The 14421-nt window shown below is 49.2% G+C and carries 13 protein-coding genes; 12 read left to right on the top strand and 1 reads right to left on the bottom strand.

The features are described 5' to 3' along the window. Positions 1 to 9: 9 nt before the first annotated feature. Positions 10 to 1002 carry an ABC transporter permease gene (locus HMPREF9069_RS06410; protein ID WP_021626388.1) on the bottom strand — a complete coding sequence of 331 codons (993 nt, stop codon included), beginning with the start codon at positions 1000 to 1002 and terminating at the stop codon, positions 10 to 12. A 432-nt stretch (positions 1003 to 1434) separates the two neighbouring features. Here HMPREF9069_RS06410 and HMPREF9069_RS06405 point away from each other — a divergent pair, with 432 nt between their 5' ends. The 12 genes from HMPREF9069_RS06405 (at position 1435) to HMPREF9069_RS06350 (ending at position 14411) form a co-directional block, all read left to right on the top strand. Beyond that, on the top strand, positions 1435 to 2361 hold the full coding sequence (locus HMPREF9069_RS06405; protein WP_021626385.1) for an ABC transporter permease: 927 nt from the start codon (positions 1435 to 1437) through the stop codon (positions 2359 to 2361). Positions 2362 to 2369: 8 nt separating this feature from the next. Beyond that, a complete protein-coding gene (locus HMPREF9069_RS06400) occupies positions 2370 to 3428 on the top strand; it encodes an ABC transporter permease (protein ID WP_035438701.1) in 1059 nt (352 codons plus the stop codon). Between the two features lie 17 nt (positions 3429 to 3445). After that, positions 3446 to 4468 (top strand): ABC transporter ATP-binding protein, encoded by a 1023-nt coding sequence (locus HMPREF9069_RS06395; protein WP_021626383.1) that lies wholly within the window; start codon positions 3446 to 3448, stop codon positions 4466 to 4468. Position 4469: 1 nt separating this feature from the next. Next, the gene (locus HMPREF9069_RS06390) at positions 4470 to 5483 is read left to right on the top strand and encodes an ABC transporter ATP-binding protein (RefSeq protein ID WP_021626382.1); all 1014 of its coding nucleotides are present in this window, start codon (positions 4470 to 4472) and stop codon (positions 5481 to 5483) included. A gap of 128 nt (positions 5484 to 5611) precedes the next feature. Further along, positions 5612 to 7513, top strand: a complete 1902-nt coding sequence (locus tag HMPREF9069_RS06385) for a peptide ABC transporter substrate-binding protein (RefSeq protein ID WP_021626381.1) — start codon at positions 5612 to 5614, stop codon at positions 7511 to 7513. Between the two features lie 240 nt (positions 7514 to 7753). Beyond that, complete coding sequence (rnhA, locus tag HMPREF9069_RS06380; RefSeq protein ID WP_021626380.1) at positions 7754 to 8236, top strand: ribonuclease HI; 483 nt, start codon at positions 7754 to 7756, stop codon at positions 8234 to 8236. A gap of 259 nt (positions 8237 to 8495) precedes the next feature. Next, positions 8496 to 9716: a 30S ribosomal protein S1 gene (gene rpsA, locus HMPREF9069_RS06375; protein ID WP_035438700.1), complete on the top strand. Its 1221-nt coding sequence runs from the start codon at positions 8496 to 8498 to the stop codon at positions 9714 to 9716. Between the two features lie 146 nt (positions 9717 to 9862). After that, positions 9863 to 11128, top strand: coding sequence for a peptidase T (gene pepT, locus HMPREF9069_RS06370; protein WP_035438699.1), 1266 nt, complete (start codon positions 9863 to 9865; stop codon positions 11126 to 11128). Then, on the top strand, positions 11109 to 11738 hold the full coding sequence (gene coaE / locus HMPREF9069_RS06365; protein ID WP_198009734.1) for a dephospho-CoA kinase: 630 nt from the start codon (positions 11109 to 11111) through the stop codon (positions 11736 to 11738). Before pepT ends, coaE begins: the two co-directional genes overlap by 20 nt. A 135-nt stretch (positions 11739 to 11873) precedes the next feature. Further along, positions 11874 to 12851, top strand: a complete 978-nt coding sequence (locus HMPREF9069_RS06360) for a glutamate ABC transporter substrate-binding protein (RefSeq protein WP_021626376.1) — start codon at positions 11874 to 11876, stop codon at positions 12849 to 12851. A gap of 61 nt (positions 12852 to 12912) precedes the next feature. Further along, complete coding sequence (locus HMPREF9069_RS06355; protein WP_021626375.1) at positions 12913 to 13572, top strand: amino acid ABC transporter permease; 660 nt, start codon at positions 12913 to 12915, stop codon at positions 13570 to 13572. Next, on the top strand, positions 13569 to 14411 hold the full coding sequence (locus HMPREF9069_RS06350; protein ID WP_021626374.1) for an amino acid ABC transporter permease: 843 nt from the start codon (positions 13569 to 13571) through the stop codon (positions 14409 to 14411). The genes HMPREF9069_RS06355 and HMPREF9069_RS06350 overlap by 4 nt, the downstream gene beginning before the upstream one ends. Positions 14412 to 14421: the final 10 nt, after the last annotated feature.

Here is a 14421-nt window from a genome sequence, read left to right as displayed (position 1 = left end):
GTGCTCTCCTTAGCTCATCTTGATTCGAGGATCGAGTGCTGCAGCAAAGAGGTCGGCAAGCAGAGCACCGACGAGCGTACAAGCACCACTGAAGGCGGCAACAGCAACCGCACCATGAATATTGTTATTGTTGATGCAGTTGATGAAGTATTCACCAAGGCCGTGGATAGCAAAAATCTTCTCGGTCATAACGGCGCCAGTAAAGATGCCAGCGATGGAGAAGGCTACAGATACGGCAGTAGGAATCAAAGATGCACGAAGAGCGTGCTTGCGAATAGCCTGCTTTTTTGTGAGACCTTTTGCACGAGCAGTGCGCACATAGTCAGCATGCATTTCGTTAAGTAGATATGTACGCTGACCCAAGTGATAACCAACGGCACTGATAATAGTAAGCACGATGGTCGGCAGCAAAATGTGCTGGAGGAAGTCGAGCAAACCAATAAAGAAGTTGGAACCGCTATAGCTGGAAAGTCCCGTTACATAGAAGATGCGTGTGCCAGTCGCGGTATTGACCTCGATTGCAAAAAATACAATCAGAATTGCCAAAACAACAGTTGGGATAACCATAAACAGCGAGGCGACACCGCTCCAAAAACGGTCTTGCCATTGATATTGGCGTTGAGCGGTGTAGACACCTAGGCTCACGCCGACCACGATAGAAATAATGGTAGCAAGTAGCATGAGCTGGACAGAAGCGCCAATGCGGGAAGAGATTTCGTGGTTAACCGAAGCGCCCGTAGGAGTCTTGCCAAAGTCACCCTTGGTGAGGATGTCGCCAATCCACTTTTGATAGCGCTCCATGATAGGCGTCTTATCGTTGAGGTTGGCAGCATCAAGCGCCCACTCGATGGATTCTTGTGGGGGACGTGGAGTACGAGACTCATAATTAGAACGTGGACTCATAAAAGCTGAGGCCAGAAAGTAAGTGAGCGAGGTTGCTACAAAAATCATAACTATGTAGTTCAAAACTCGCTTAACGACGTATCCGACGAATCGCGCCATGAACGCTCCCCATTCCAGTCCGCATCGTGTTTGATGCGGGAGACGTACAGTTACTTGTTAACTGCTGCCCCTTCTTGCATTATGCGTACATACAGAAGACCCAGACGAGCAGTCTGCTGTATAACGCAGCTAGGCATGCCAATTAAACAGTGGGGTAATAGGGTACCTCATAGACAATGGGCACGCAGCACAGCATTCGATATTTTATCATGTTTGAAATTTCTGCAGCAAATTTATGAAATTTTCTTCTGCGTACTAGGAGCTTGCTGTTCATCTTTGCTAAACCTTCGAGCCCCCTAAATGAAACCCCCCTGTAATCCATCCGCAATGTGGGTTAGCAAAGATAATTTAAGTTTTGTTTAGACGAGTCTGCGTTATTCCACAAATTTTTGATGCGAACTGGGGATTTGTATCCGGCGACAGGAGAGCTTTATGAACTCAAAAGAAGTTGCCTACATCATTAAGAGGGTCCTCTTTGCTTTTGTCACAATCTGGGCAGTCATTACAATCACTTTTTTTGTAATGCACTCTGTACCAGGTGGACCCTTTGCGAGTGAGAAGGCAGTTACGCCTGCTGCAAAAGCAGCACTTGAAGAGAAATTTGGTCTCGACAAGCCCTTGTTTGAGCAGTATCTCACCTACCTAGGTGGTGCTGCACACTTTGACTTTGGTCCCTCGCTCAAACAGCGCGGTCGTGAAGTAACCACTATTGTTGCCGATGGCATGAAGACTTCAGCAAAGCTTGGTGTTATTGCGCTGATTATCGCTACAGCATCAGGCGTTTTGCTTGGCGCTCTTGCTGCACTGAGGCGCAATACTGTCGCTGATAAGATCATCATGGTTATCACGACAGCGTTTGTATCGATGCCGTCATTTATTATGGGCACGCTGTTCTTATTACTTTTTGCCATTGAACTGCATGTGCTACCAGCAAACGGTGCAGCCAAAGGTGGCCTGATACTGCCCATTGTGACCTTGGCGCTTTATCCGATGGCATATATTACGCGTTTGACGCGCTCCTCAATGCTTGATGTATTGGGACAGGACTACATTCGCACTGCCAAGGCAAAAGGCGTTTCTCAGCGCAACATTATTCTTAAACATGCGCTGAAGAATTCCTTGATTCCCGTTATTACATATCTGGGTCCCGAGCTTGCCTACATCACTACAGGTTCGCTGGTTGTTGAGCAGATTTTTGCGGTACCTGGCATTGGTCGTGCATTTGTTAACTCAATCACTGGTCGTGATTATTCGCTCATCATGGGCACCACAATCATTCTTGCCACACTCATTGTGGTTATGAACCTTGTAAGTGACATTTTGTATCGCGTGGTTGATCCGCGCATCAGCCTGGATTAGGAGCGATGATGAACAAGAATCCCCTGAGCATGCAGGTTGACATGGACGATTTTCTTCCTGCATCTGAGGAAGAAAAGTCCTACATGGTGCAAATGCGCGCCAGCTCGACCTTCTTCCGTGATGGTTGCAAGCGTTTTTACAAAAATAAGGTTGCCTTTACCAGCTTGGTAGTCATTGTGTTGATTGTCATCTCGGCTATCGTGCTGCCGATTGTGTGGCCATATTCCTATGATGTGCAGCTGGGTGTTCAGCCGGGTAAACCTGTTGATGCTTCTTATAACAATTTGGCTCCGATGGAGTATTCCCGCAGCGAACAGCAAATGATGGAAGACGGGCAATTTGTCTTTCCACATATTTTTGGTACTGACGCCTCTGGTCGTGACTACTTCATTCGTGTAGTTTACGGTACCCGCATCTCGTTGGCAGTAGGTTTCTTTGCCTCCATCATCGTGTTGATTGTGGGTCTGACCATGGGTTCCATCGCAGGTTTTGCGGGTGGTCGTGTCGACATGGCAATCATGCGTATCGTTGACATCATCTACTCCCTGCCCGATATGTTGATGGTTATCTTGTTGGCCTCAGTTATGCGAGCAAGTTTGGGTAGTGCCTTTGAGGGTACGGTGTTTGCAAAAATTGGTTCGAATATTTTGTCGCTGTTTATCATTTTTGCTTTGTTGTATTGGTGCTCGATGGCACGTCTCATCCGTGGCCAGATTTTGTCTTTGCGTGAGCAGGAATATGTTCTTGCAGCTCAGGCGGCAGGTGCCAAGGCAAAGTGGATTATTACCAAGCACCTGATTCCCAACTGCATTTCTATCATTATCATTTCGACAGCACTGCAAATTCCCTCTGCCATCTTTACGGAGAGCTTCCTGTCTTTCTTGGGCTTGGGTGTCAACGCTCCTATGCCTTCGCTGGGATCCCTTGCTTCTGATGCTCTTAACGGTATTTCAAGCTATCCCTCGCGTTTGGCAATTCCGGCTCTTGCCATTTCTCTTATCGTCTTGGGTCTTAACCTCTTTGGCGATGGTTTGCGTGACGCATTCGATCCCAAGCTTAACAACTAGGAAGGGAGGGGATTTAGATGGCGCTTCTTGAAGTAAAGGATTTGCATACATCCTTCTTTACGGATGCAGGTGAGGTAAAAGCAGTTAACGGTGTAAACTTCAACCTCGATCACGGCAAGGTGTTGGGCATTGTAGGCGAGTCCGGCTCGGGTAAGTCGGTAACCGCATACTCCATCATGCAAATCTTGGCCCCTACGGGAAAAATTGTCAGTGGCTCTATCAAGCTTGACGGCCAAGAGCTAGTGGGTGCGGGTGAGCAGGTCATGCGAAATGTGCGTGGCAACAAAGTCTCAATTATCTTCCAGGATCCGATGACCTCTTTGAATCCCACCCTGACCATTGGTCACCAGTTAATGGAAGCCATTCTTTTGCATACCGATCGTACGCGCGAACAAGCAGAGGCGCGTGCCATTGAGATGCTGAGCTTAGTTAACGTCAATGAGCCTGCAAAGCGTATGAAGCAGTACCCACACGAGTTTTCGGGTGGCATGCGGCAGCGTGTCATGATTGCTATGGCGCTCGCCTGCGAACCCGATATTTTGATTGCAGATGAGCCAACTACGGCGCTTGACGTAACGATTCAGGCACAGATTCTCGAGCTGATGCAAAAGCTACAGCGCGAGATGGGCATGGCAATTATCATGATTACCCATGACTTGGGTGTTGTTGCCCAAATGTGTGATGAGATTGTTGTTATGTATGCGGGCTCTTATTGCGAGCGAGGCACCGCAGACGAGATTTTCTACAACCCACGTCATGAGTACACTCGTGGCCTGCTTCGCTCTATTCCGACTTTAGGATCGATGGGCCAAAAGTTGCACCCTATTACGGGTACCCCGATTGACCTGCTCAATCTTCCTGAGGGCTGTCCTTTTGCCCCTCGTTGCGAAAAGGCCATGAAGATTTGCATTAAGCACCCTGCCGAGTCGATGGATATCAATGAATTCCACAAAGCGTCTTGCTGGCTTAATGTCAAAGATCTCTACGAAAAGCAACAGTCTGCTTCTGTTGTGAGTGCTCAGGAAGGAGGCGAGGCATAAGATGGCTGACGAAATCAAAGCCTCTGCAAACGAGGAAACTCCTTTGGTTGAAATTCGCAATCTCAAGAAATATTTTCCCGTAAAGACAGGCTTCTTTGGCTCGACGCCGCTTAAAGCGGTCGACGATGTTTCGTTTTCGATTAAGCGTGGCGAGACCTTGGGCTTGGTAGGTGAGTCTGGCTGTGGCAAAACTACCGTCGGCCGTACCATTTTGCACTTATATGAACCCACCGCGGGTCAGGTTATTTACAACGGCAAGCCTGTCAATTCCAAGTCAAAAGAAGAGATGGCAGAGTTCCGCCGCAAAACGACGATGGTCTTTCAAGATCCCTATTCCTCGCTGAATCCTCGTATGACGGTTTCCGATATTATCGGTGAGCCTCTGGATGTACATGGTATGTACAGCTCAAAAAAGGAGCGCATGGATCGCATCCTCGAACTTATGGATCGTGTAGGTCTCAACTCCGAGCATGCCTCGCGTTATGCCCATGAGTTTTCAGGTGGTCAGCGTCAGCGTATTGGTATTGCGCGCGCTTTGGCAAGTGGTCCTGAGTTTATCGTCTGTGACGAGCCCGTTTCGGCACTAGATGTCTCCATTCAGGCACAGGTCATCAATATGTTTGACGAGTTGCAAGACGAGCTTGGCCTGACCTATCTCTTTATTGCTCATGACCTACTGGTGGTGCGTCATATTTCCGACCGTATTGCTGTTATGTATTTGGGCAAGATGGTTGAGCTAGCAGATGCTGCTGAGATTTATGACCACCCCATGCATCCCTATAGCAAATCTTTGCTTTCTGCAGTACCCATTCCCGACCCCAAGATTGCTCATGCCAACAAGCGAATTCCTTTGCAGGGCGATATTCCAAGTCCTCTGCATGCGCCGTCGGGTTGTCCGTTCCGTACTAGATGTCCGTTTGCAAATAAGAGTTGTTCTGCTTCCATGCCTGAATTCAAAGAAGTTAAACCAGGTCATTTTGTAGCTTGTCATCGCGTGGAAGAGATTAATTCTTAAGCATATTAATTCTTGGGTTCATCTTGGTTTCTGTTGCACTAAAAGTGCACTGAAATACTTGGTAACAGCTCGCTGTTATCAGAAGCTGGACAGTATCAAGTCTCAGGTCCGATAAAGGGGGAGTTAGCATGTCTCAGCTCACACGTAGGAATTTTGTTAAGACTGTTGGTCTGGCTGGTCTGACCTCGATGCTCGTTGCATGCGGCAACGGTGGTGGATCTGGTGCCGGGTCTGCAGCTGCAGGCGAGACCGTTGACAGCATTGGTGTTTGCTTGGCTTCCGAGCCTGACAGCATTGATCCCGCTCTCAACTCTGCAGTTGACGGCGCTACGATGATTTCTCACCTTTTTGCTGGTCTTGCAAAGTGGGAGAAGGATGGCAAAGGCTTCAAAATTGTCCCCGACTGTGTCACTGAGCTTCCCAAGGGTGAAGATACTGGTGATGGAAAGCTCACCTATACCTATACCTTGCGCGACGGCCTGAAGTGGAGCGATGGCAAGGATCTTACGGCCAACGATTTTGTCTACTCTTGGAACCGTGCTGCAGGACCTGCACTATCTGGTGACTATAACTATATGTTTGACCAGATTGATGGCTATGCCGCAATGTGGGAGTCCAAGGAGACAGGCGAGACCAAGAAGAATGAAGAGACTGGTGAGGACGAACCTGTTCTCGAGTTTGTGAATCCTGACGCCAAGCTCAATGTCACTGCCAAGGATGACAAAACTCTCGTAGTTGTTGCGTCCAAGAGCTGCGAGCCTTACTGGAATGAGCTACTTGCCTTCCCGACCTTCTTCCCTGTTCGTGAGGACATCGTTAAGAGCGATAAGTGGGCGACTGATCCTTCGACCTACATCAGCAATGGCGCCTACAAGATGACCGCGTGGGATCACAACTCGGTCATTACTGTTCAGAAGAACGATAATTACTACGATGCTGACGCTGTCACGATGAAGGAGATTCAGTTCTACCTCTCTGACGATGCCAATAACATGCTATCCAACTTTGAGAATGGCACGTGGCAGCTCATCGATGATGTTCCCACTAATGAGATTGCTTCTCTGAAGGATAAGTATCCTGATGAGTTCAAGGTTGATGGTCAGCTGGGCACCTATTACGTCAACTGGAACGTCAATCTTGAGATTCTTCCTGCTGGTACCAAGCTTACCGGTGTCGAGGCCGAGAATGCGCGCGCCGAAATCCGCAAGGCAATCGCTCTGCTCTTTGACCGCAACCACATCATCAACGATATTGCTCAGGGCGGACAAGTACCTGCTTCTTCCTTTGTTGCTATGGGCATGACTGATGCTGACGGTTCTCAGTTCTACGAGAACGCTGGTGACAAAAAGAAGAATGGTTATATCGGCTACATTGATGTTTCAGACAAGTCTCTGGAGAAGAACTTTGATTCCGCTATTGAGACGCTGAAGAAGTACTACAAGTATGACGAGAAGCAAAAGACCTTTAGCGACTTCCCGTCTCTGACCTATCTGTACAATACCCAGGAATCTCACAAGATGATTGGTGAGTACCTGCAGGCAGCCCTATCTGGTATCGGCATCAATATCAAGCTGGAAAACCAAGAGTGGAACACCTTCCTGAATACCCGTAAGAACGGTGACTACGGTATTGCTCGTAACGGCTGGTTGGCAGACTACAACTACCCGATGACCTTCTTGGATATGTGGACTACGCAGTCTGGTAACAACGACGTCCAGTTTGGTAAGGGAGCTCACGCGAGCGTTAAGGCCTATAGCATTGATACCACTGATGTGGGCGGCGACCTCAAGGTTGAGAATGGTACTTGGGCTGAGACCTATGACAAGCTGATTGAGGCTATAAAGGCTGAGACCGATACCAAGAAGGCCTACGCTATGATGCACAAGGCCGAAGATTTGCTGATGTCTACTGGTTGCATCTGCCCTCTGTACTTCTACACCGACCTCTATATGGTTGACAAGAACCTCAAGGGCTTCTTCAGCATTCCTCTGGGCTACAAGTTCTTTACTTACACCACGCTCAAGAAGTAGTTTGCATGTAGATTGCGGTGCGCTTGCGCTACGTAAGCTGGAATGAGAGGCGGCTGCCTTCGGGCGGTCGCCTTTTTTGGTGTGTTACCTGCCCTGCTGGTGAAACGTGAACCCTTTCCGCTGTCGGGGGAGAATCGTGAACCTCATTAAGCGACGACGGCGATGGCATGAGGGCGGCATGAGATGTGCGGAAGTTCCACTTACCTATAGACTAGGGAGAGCAAAAAAAGGAGGGCGTAGATGCGCGTGACGATATATACTGATGGATCAAGTCGGGGCAATCCAGGCCCTGGTGGCTATGGTGCAGTGCTCATATATATAGATAAGCAGGGCGTAGAGCATCGTTGTGAGTTGTCTGCAGGTTACCAGCGTACAACCAATAATCGTATGGAGCTTATGGCGGTCATTGCGGGTCTTGAGGCGCTTAAAAAACCCTGTGAAGTAGAACTGCATTCTGACTCCCAATATGTCGTTAACGCCTTTAATAAGCACTGGGTAGATGGTTGGAAATCTCGCGGTTGGAAAACCGCTTCAAAGCAGCCTGTCAAAAATCCTGATCTTTGGAAACGCCTCCTACAAGCAAAGCAACCTCACAAAGTGAGCTTCATATGGGTCAAAGGACATGCAGGTCACGAGCTTAACGAGCGTTGCGATGAACTAGCGACCAAGGCGGCAGATGGCGAGCCGGGATCCCTTCTTATTGACAAAGGTTTTGCCGATTAAGTCAAACTATGTTTTCTGCAAAAAAGTGCATGAAACTATGGCTTTCTGCTTGAAATTAACTGCCGTTACAGGGTAATCTATAGTTTGTGTGAGTTATGCCCACACACTGTATCTGTTGGCCCCCGATAGCAAGGTCAGTTTCCACACGTGCGAGGTTGCACGGCGAGCGGGTGCGTTGCGGCGCCCATCGTACGTTAGACAGCGCCCTACGGCAGCGATCACCGCGATCGGGGCCCCGTTGTTCGAAAGGGGTCCACCTTTGAGTGAGATTCAAAACTCGTCCGTCTTTGCGTTGGATGAAGTATCCGACGAGGAGATGAACAAGCTCATCGACGGCACTATTACTGCCTTTGATGAGGGCGACTTGGTCACTGGTACCGTCGTCAAGATTGAGCATGATGAGGTTCTGCTGGATATTGGTTTCAAGAGTGAGGGTGTTATTCCTTCTCGTGAGCTCTCCATCCGCAAGGATGTTGATCCTTCCGAGATTGTGCACCTTGGCGATCAGATTGAGGCTTTGGTTCTCCAGAAGGAGGACAAGGAAGGCCGTTTGATCCTCTCCAAGAAGCGCGCTGAGTACGAGCGTGCTTGGAATAGCGTCGAGGAGAAGTTCAACGCCAACGAGAACGTTGAGGGTGAAGTTATCGAGGTTGTTAAGGGCGGTCTTATCCTTGACATTGGCCTGCGCGGCTTCCTGCCTGCTTCTCTTGTTGACCTTCGTCGCGTCAAGGATCTTGCAGCATTTATGGGCACTCGTATTGAGGCTCGTGTCATCGAGATGGACCGTAACCGCAACAACGTTGTCCTTTCTCGCCGTGTTGTTCTTGAAGAGGCTCGCAAGGCCGAGCGTTCCGATATTCTCTCCAAGCTCAAGCCTGGCATGCACCTCAAGGGCCAGGTTTCCTCCATCGTTGACTTTGGTGCTTTTGTCGACCTTGGCGGTATCGACGGTCTGGTTCACATCTCTGAGCTCTCTTGGAACCACGTTAACCACCCCTCCGAGGTTGTTAAGGTTGGCCAGGAGATTGAGGTTCAGGTCCTTGATGTCGATCTCAACCGCGAGCGTATCTCCTTGGGTCTCAAGCAGACCACCGAGGATCCTTGGCGTGTTCTCGTCAAGAAGTACCCCGTGGGCGCTATTGTTGAGGGCGTTGTTACCAAGCTCGTCTCTTTTGGTGTCTTTGTCGACTTGGGTGACGGTGTCGAGGGTCTCGTGCACATCTCCGAGATGGCACGCCAGCACGTCGATCAGCCCAGCCAGGTCTGCAGCGTTGGTACCAAGGTCCAGGTCAAGGTCATGGAGATCGACCTCGACCGTCGTCGTATCTCCCTGTCGATGAAGTCCGCTGCTGAGACTCTCGGCTTTGAGGTTGACGTGACGCCGCTCGAGAACCCCGAGGCCGCTGAGGTTGCCGAGGAGCAGGAGTCCGAGGCTGTTGAGGCTGTCGAGACCGAAGTTGAGGCGACTGAGGCTGAGTAAGCTCGCGCTTTTGTCCAGTTTGCTCGGATACATAATTCGTTTAAGCGGAGTCGCCTTGTGTGGCTCCGTTTTTATTATGATGAGAGCAATTCTTTCGCTTAGCAATTGCTTGTTTAGGCGAGCGTTTTCAAGTTTTAGGAGCATCTATGGCAGTATCAGAAGTGAGTGATGTAGTTGAGCACCTTATGAGGTACTGCTCTATTCCTTCACCCTCAGATGCACTCTCTCAAAGCGAAGTTCCCTCATCTCCTGAACAGCATACGATGTCAGCTTGTATTGCGGATGATTTGCGTGAGCTGGGAGCCGAGGATGTAAGCATTGACGAGCACGCCTATGTTATTGCTCACTGGCCAGCGAGTGGGGGCGCGGAAAACCTGCCCACTTTGGGTTTTTGTTGTCATGTTGATACCGTGCGTCAGGCGCATAATGCTCCTGTTTGTCCCCAGATAGTGACCTATCAGGGTGGTCGCTGTGTGATTGGACACGATAGCGAAGGTAATGAGGTTGCCATCGGCCCAAAGACAAATCCTCAGCTGGCTCAGATGGTGGGCGAGCAGCTCATCTGCGCAGATGGAAGCACTTTATTGGGTGGAGATGACAAAGCAGGCTGTGCAGAAATCATTTCTTTGCTTGCCCGTCTCAAGGACAATCCCAGCCTGCCACATCCACGCCTTGCCGTAGCTTTTGTGCCTGATGAGGAGATTGGCCACAGTGCCTCTCTACTTGACCTTGAGCGCTTTGGCGCGCGTTGGGGCTATACCATTGATGGTGGTCCGATGGGGGAGTTTTGCTATGAGACCTTTAACGCTGCAGAGGCGCATCTCAAGGCGCGCGGTGTTTCGGTACACACGGGCACCGCAAAAAGTTTGATGATCAATGCTGCCGAATGTTTGATGCATTACAACGAGTTGCTGCCAGCGCAGGATCGTCCCGAATATACCGAGGGGCGCGATGGCTTTTATTATCTCGAGCGGATAAGTGGCAACTGTGAGGCGGCGACAGCTGATTATATTATTCGCGACCACGATGCTGCTAAGTTTGCTCAGCGCAAACAGTTGATGCAGAATGCGGTGGACTATTTTAATCAGCGTATAGATGCCGAAGTTCTTAGTATCGATATCCACGATCAGTATCACAATCTTGCAGACATTGTGCTACTTCCTGAAAATGTGCCCCTTATTGAGCGCGCCCATGCTGCATACAAGACTGTGGGCTACGAAATGAAGTGTATTCCCATGCGAGGCGGTACCGATGGCTCGCAGCTTTCTTTCCGTGGGTTTGCATGCGCAAATCTTTCTGCCTGTTATTACAATGCACATGGACCCATGGAATTTGTTCCTGTTGGCGAGCTCGAGAGTATGGTCGATATGCTCCAAGAATTGGTGGCGCTTTATGCCCAACCCCATGCCTAGAACAAGCAAAGCGCGGATAGTATTTCTCGTAGGTGGCATTGCTTCGGGAAAGTCAAGCGTGGCATCTCAGCTTGAACAGTTGGGTGCTATATGCATTGATCTTGACCAAATTTCGCGTGAGGTATTGGCTCCTGGTTCCGCCTTGCTTAAACATATTGCAAAAGAATTTGGAGCAGATCTTATTCAGGCAGACGGAAGCCTTGACCGAAAAAAGTTGGCTCTAAGGGCTTTTGCGACAGCTGAGCGTACGGCGGCTCTTGAGGCACTCGAGCTGCCGGCAATTAAAAACAAGCTTGTAGAGCAGGTCAAACGTATTCAGTCAGCCCAGATACAGGTGCCCTGTGTTGTGGTTGAGGTTCCGCTTCCCGATAAAATGGGACCACTTTTGAAGCTTGCGGATGAGGTGCTTGGTGTTATCTGTCCACTAGAACTTCGTCGTGTGCGTGCAATTGGCCGTGGTATGAGCGAGCAGGACTTTGATCGGCGTGCTGCGCGTCAACTCAGTGATGCTGACTTGCTGGCCCTCTGCGATAGTACGCTCGACAACTTAGGTGACCAAGAAGGCCTAAAAGAACAAGTACAAAACTGGTGGAACGAACGTTTTGTGTAGCATTTTTTAGCGTCACGTAATGAGCAAGTTACACGATGATTTTTGCAGGTATGAGCAGAACTCGACTTGGGTACAGTAAAAATCTAAGCGAGCATTCTGTCCGATGAAGCTTGCTCATTACGAAAGGATTTACTTATGGCAACTCTAGGCTCTAATCTTTCCCGTCGCCAAGTCTTTGGTTTGGGTGGTATCGCATCCGTTGCCGCCTTTGGCCTTGCAGCTTGTGGTGGTCAGTCGGCCAATGCACCCAAGGATAAGGATGCTGGAAGTGCTGTTGACGAGACTGTGCAGATTGATGCCAAGACCTATGATGGTGTGATTTCTTCTGGTAATACCGCTGATGATGCTGCAATTACAGCTAATAGCTGGGCAAAAAAGATTAAGGATGCTGGCGAGTTTCGCGTTGGCGGCGTGGATACTTCCACACTGTTTGCCCTCCGCGATCCCGAAAGTCAAGCAATTCGAGGTTTTGATGCAGGCCTTTATCAGCTACTCACCCGTTATATTTTGGGTGATGAGTCCAAGGTAAAGTTCACGCAGGTCACCTCTGATACTCGTGAGTCTTTGCTTCAAAACGACAATGTCGACGCTGTTTTTGCGACTTATTCCATTACTGATGAGCGCAAGAAGCTTATTTCTTTTGCTGGTCCCTATTATGAGAGTCAGCAGGGTATTTTAGTGGCTGCTGATAATACTGACATCAATGGCATTGATGACCTTGCAGGTAAAAATGTTGCCGCTCAGTCTGGCTCTACAGGCCCCTCTATTCTTGAGAAAGAGGCACCCAAGGCAAATGTCCAAGAATACAAGACCGATGAGGAAGCCCGTCGCGATCTTGAGCAGGGCCGCGTTGATGCTTACGTTATCGATATGACCATGCAGATTAGCTCTATGGCTAAAAATCCTGGTAAGTATCGTATCGCTGGCGATGCCTTTGGCCCTGTTGATGCCTATGGTATTGGTCTTCCCAAGGATTCTGATGGAGTTCAGTTTGTTAACGGGTGGCTCAAGGCCATCGAAGATGATGGTACATGGGAGAAACTCTGGAAGGTTTGCATTGGTGACCGCACCGACATCAAAGATGTTCCTACGCCTCCCGCAATTGGGGCCTAAGTTTTTGTAAGTCTGGCCCCCGTGCTGCTAGCGCGGGGGCTTTATTTTGGGAGGAGTGTGAATGGGGATTTCTGAGCTGCTGGCAGAGTATGGCAGCAAATATCTCTTGGCTCTTTTGAGTACCTGGCAGCTGACCCTGGTCTCATTCGCCCTGGGTATGATACTTGCTATTGTTGTAACCATCATGCGCGTGTCACCTGTCAAACCCCTACGGATGCTTGGTGACTTCTATGTACAAGTGTTTCGCAATATCGCAGGTGTTTCTCTGCTCATCATTGTCTATTATGCCCTGCCGTATTTAGGTTTGGTGCTCAAACCTCTGACCTGCGTAATTATTACGGTTACTCTCATTGGCTCGGCTTTTGGTTCTGAGAACTTTATGACAGGCATCAATACAATTGGTGTAGGCCAAATTGAGGCAGCGCGTTCTATTGGTTTGAACTTCTTCCAGATTATTCGTCTTATTGTGGTACCCCAGGCCTTGCGTTCGGCGGTACTGCCCATGACCAATCTACTGATCGCAGTCATGCTTACGACAGCGCTAGGATCGCAGATTCCTCTCAATCCTCAAGAACTTACGGGTTTGGTGAGCTACATCAATACTCGTACTACAGGTGGTATCACGACCTTTTTGATTTCTGCTTTGGGATATGTCCTCACGGCACTGGTGATTGGCTATGTTGGCAATCGCCTTGACAAGAAGGTGAGGATCTTGCGATGAGTGCACAAGTTTCTGTGCGTGATTATCTCTACGAGGAGCCAGGACCCAAGACGCGTCGTGCCATTCGTATGGGTACGGCCATCTCGGTGGTAGCGCTTGTAGCTCTGCTTGCTTTGATAGTGCGCAGTTTTGCGGTAGCGGGCCAGTTGGACCCAAAGTACTGGTCTTTCTTCCTTTCGCCTGCAACTTGGCGTTTTTTGGGAATGGGACTCGTAGGAACTATAGAAGTAGCGCTCACTGCTGGTGTTATTGCGTTGGTACTGGGTTTTGTACTGATGTTGATGCGGATGAGCTCCTATGTTGTTCTGCGGGGTATTGCGCGCGTAATCACTGAGTTTTTCCGTGGCGTGCCAAGTCTGTTGCTGATTTACTTTTTCTTTTTAGTCATTCCCCAGTACGGTTTTAAAATGAGTACCTTCTGGATGATTACGACGCCTGTGGCACTGGCAGCGTCTGCGGTACTTGCTGAAGTTTTTCGTGCAGGTATGAACGCAGTTCCTGTAGGTCAGACAGAAGCAGCACTTTCTTTGGGTATGCGACCTTTCATTGTCAAAATGAAGATCGTTTTCCCTCAGGCCGTGCGCATAGTTATTCCTTCGCTGATTTCCCAGCTTGTAGTTGTAGTTAAAGATACAACCGTGGCCTACGTGGTTAGCTTCCCTGATATGCTGCAAAATGCCCGCGTACTAATTGCTAACTATGATGCCTTGGTATCGACTTATCTTGTTATTGCAGTGGTCTACATCCTGATTAATTACGGTGTCAATCAGCTGGCCATATATGTTTCCAAGCGCAGTGGCGGCAAGATTGTGACCCAGACCAATATTGACCCTGTGTGATCTGTACGCG

The sequence above is a fragment of the Atopobium sp. oral taxon 810 str. F0209 genome (assembly GCF_000466405.1).
GTDB lineage: Bacteria > Actinomycetota > Coriobacteriia > Coriobacteriales > Atopobiaceae > Olegusella.
Note: the sequence above shows the minus strand (reverse complement) of the source record. Positions and strands in the feature narration are given on the sequence as shown.

Excerpts from the sequence above, each read along its gene's own strand:
- pepT (WP_035438699.1), top strand. The coding sequence starts at position 9,863 with ATGGCAGTATCAGAAGTGAGTGATGTAGTTGAGCACCTTATGAGGTAC.
- HMPREF9069_RS06385 (WP_021626381.1), top strand. The coding sequence starts at position 5,612 with ATGTCTCAGCTCACACGTAGGAATTTTGTTAAGACTGTTGGTCTGGCT.
- HMPREF9069_RS06360 (WP_021626376.1), top strand. The coding sequence starts at position 11,874 with ATGGCAACTCTAGGCTCTAATCTTTCCCGTCGCCAAGTCTTTGGTTTG.
- HMPREF9069_RS06355 (WP_021626375.1), top strand. The coding sequence starts at position 12,913 with ATGGGGATTTCTGAGCTGCTGGCAGAGTATGGCAGCAAATATCTCTTG.
- HMPREF9069_RS06400 (WP_035438701.1), top strand. The coding sequence starts at position 2,370 with ATGAACAAGAATCCCCTGAGCATGCAGGTTGACATGGACGATTTTCTT.
- HMPREF9069_RS06350 (WP_021626374.1), top strand. The coding sequence starts at position 13,569 with ATGAGTGCACAAGTTTCTGTGCGTGATTATCTCTACGAGGAGCCAGGA.
- coaE (WP_198009734.1), top strand. The coding sequence starts at position 11,109 with ATGCCCAACCCCATGCCTAGAACAAGCAAAGCGCGGATAGTATTTCTC.
- HMPREF9069_RS06405 (WP_021626385.1), top strand. The coding sequence starts at position 1,435 with ATGAACTCAAAAGAAGTTGCCTACATCATTAAGAGGGTCCTCTTTGCT.
- HMPREF9069_RS06410 (WP_021626388.1), bottom strand. The coding sequence starts at position 1,002 with ATGGCGCGATTCGTCGGATACGTCGTTAAGCGAGTTTTGAACTACATA.
- HMPREF9069_RS06390 (WP_021626382.1), top strand. The coding sequence starts at position 4,470 with ATGGCTGACGAAATCAAAGCCTCTGCAAACGAGGAAACTCCTTTGGTT.
- HMPREF9069_RS06395 (WP_021626383.1), top strand. The coding sequence starts at position 3,446 with ATGGCGCTTCTTGAAGTAAAGGATTTGCATACATCCTTCTTTACGGAT.
- rnhA (WP_021626380.1), top strand. The coding sequence starts at position 7,754 with ATGCGCGTGACGATATATACTGATGGATCAAGTCGGGGCAATCCAGGC.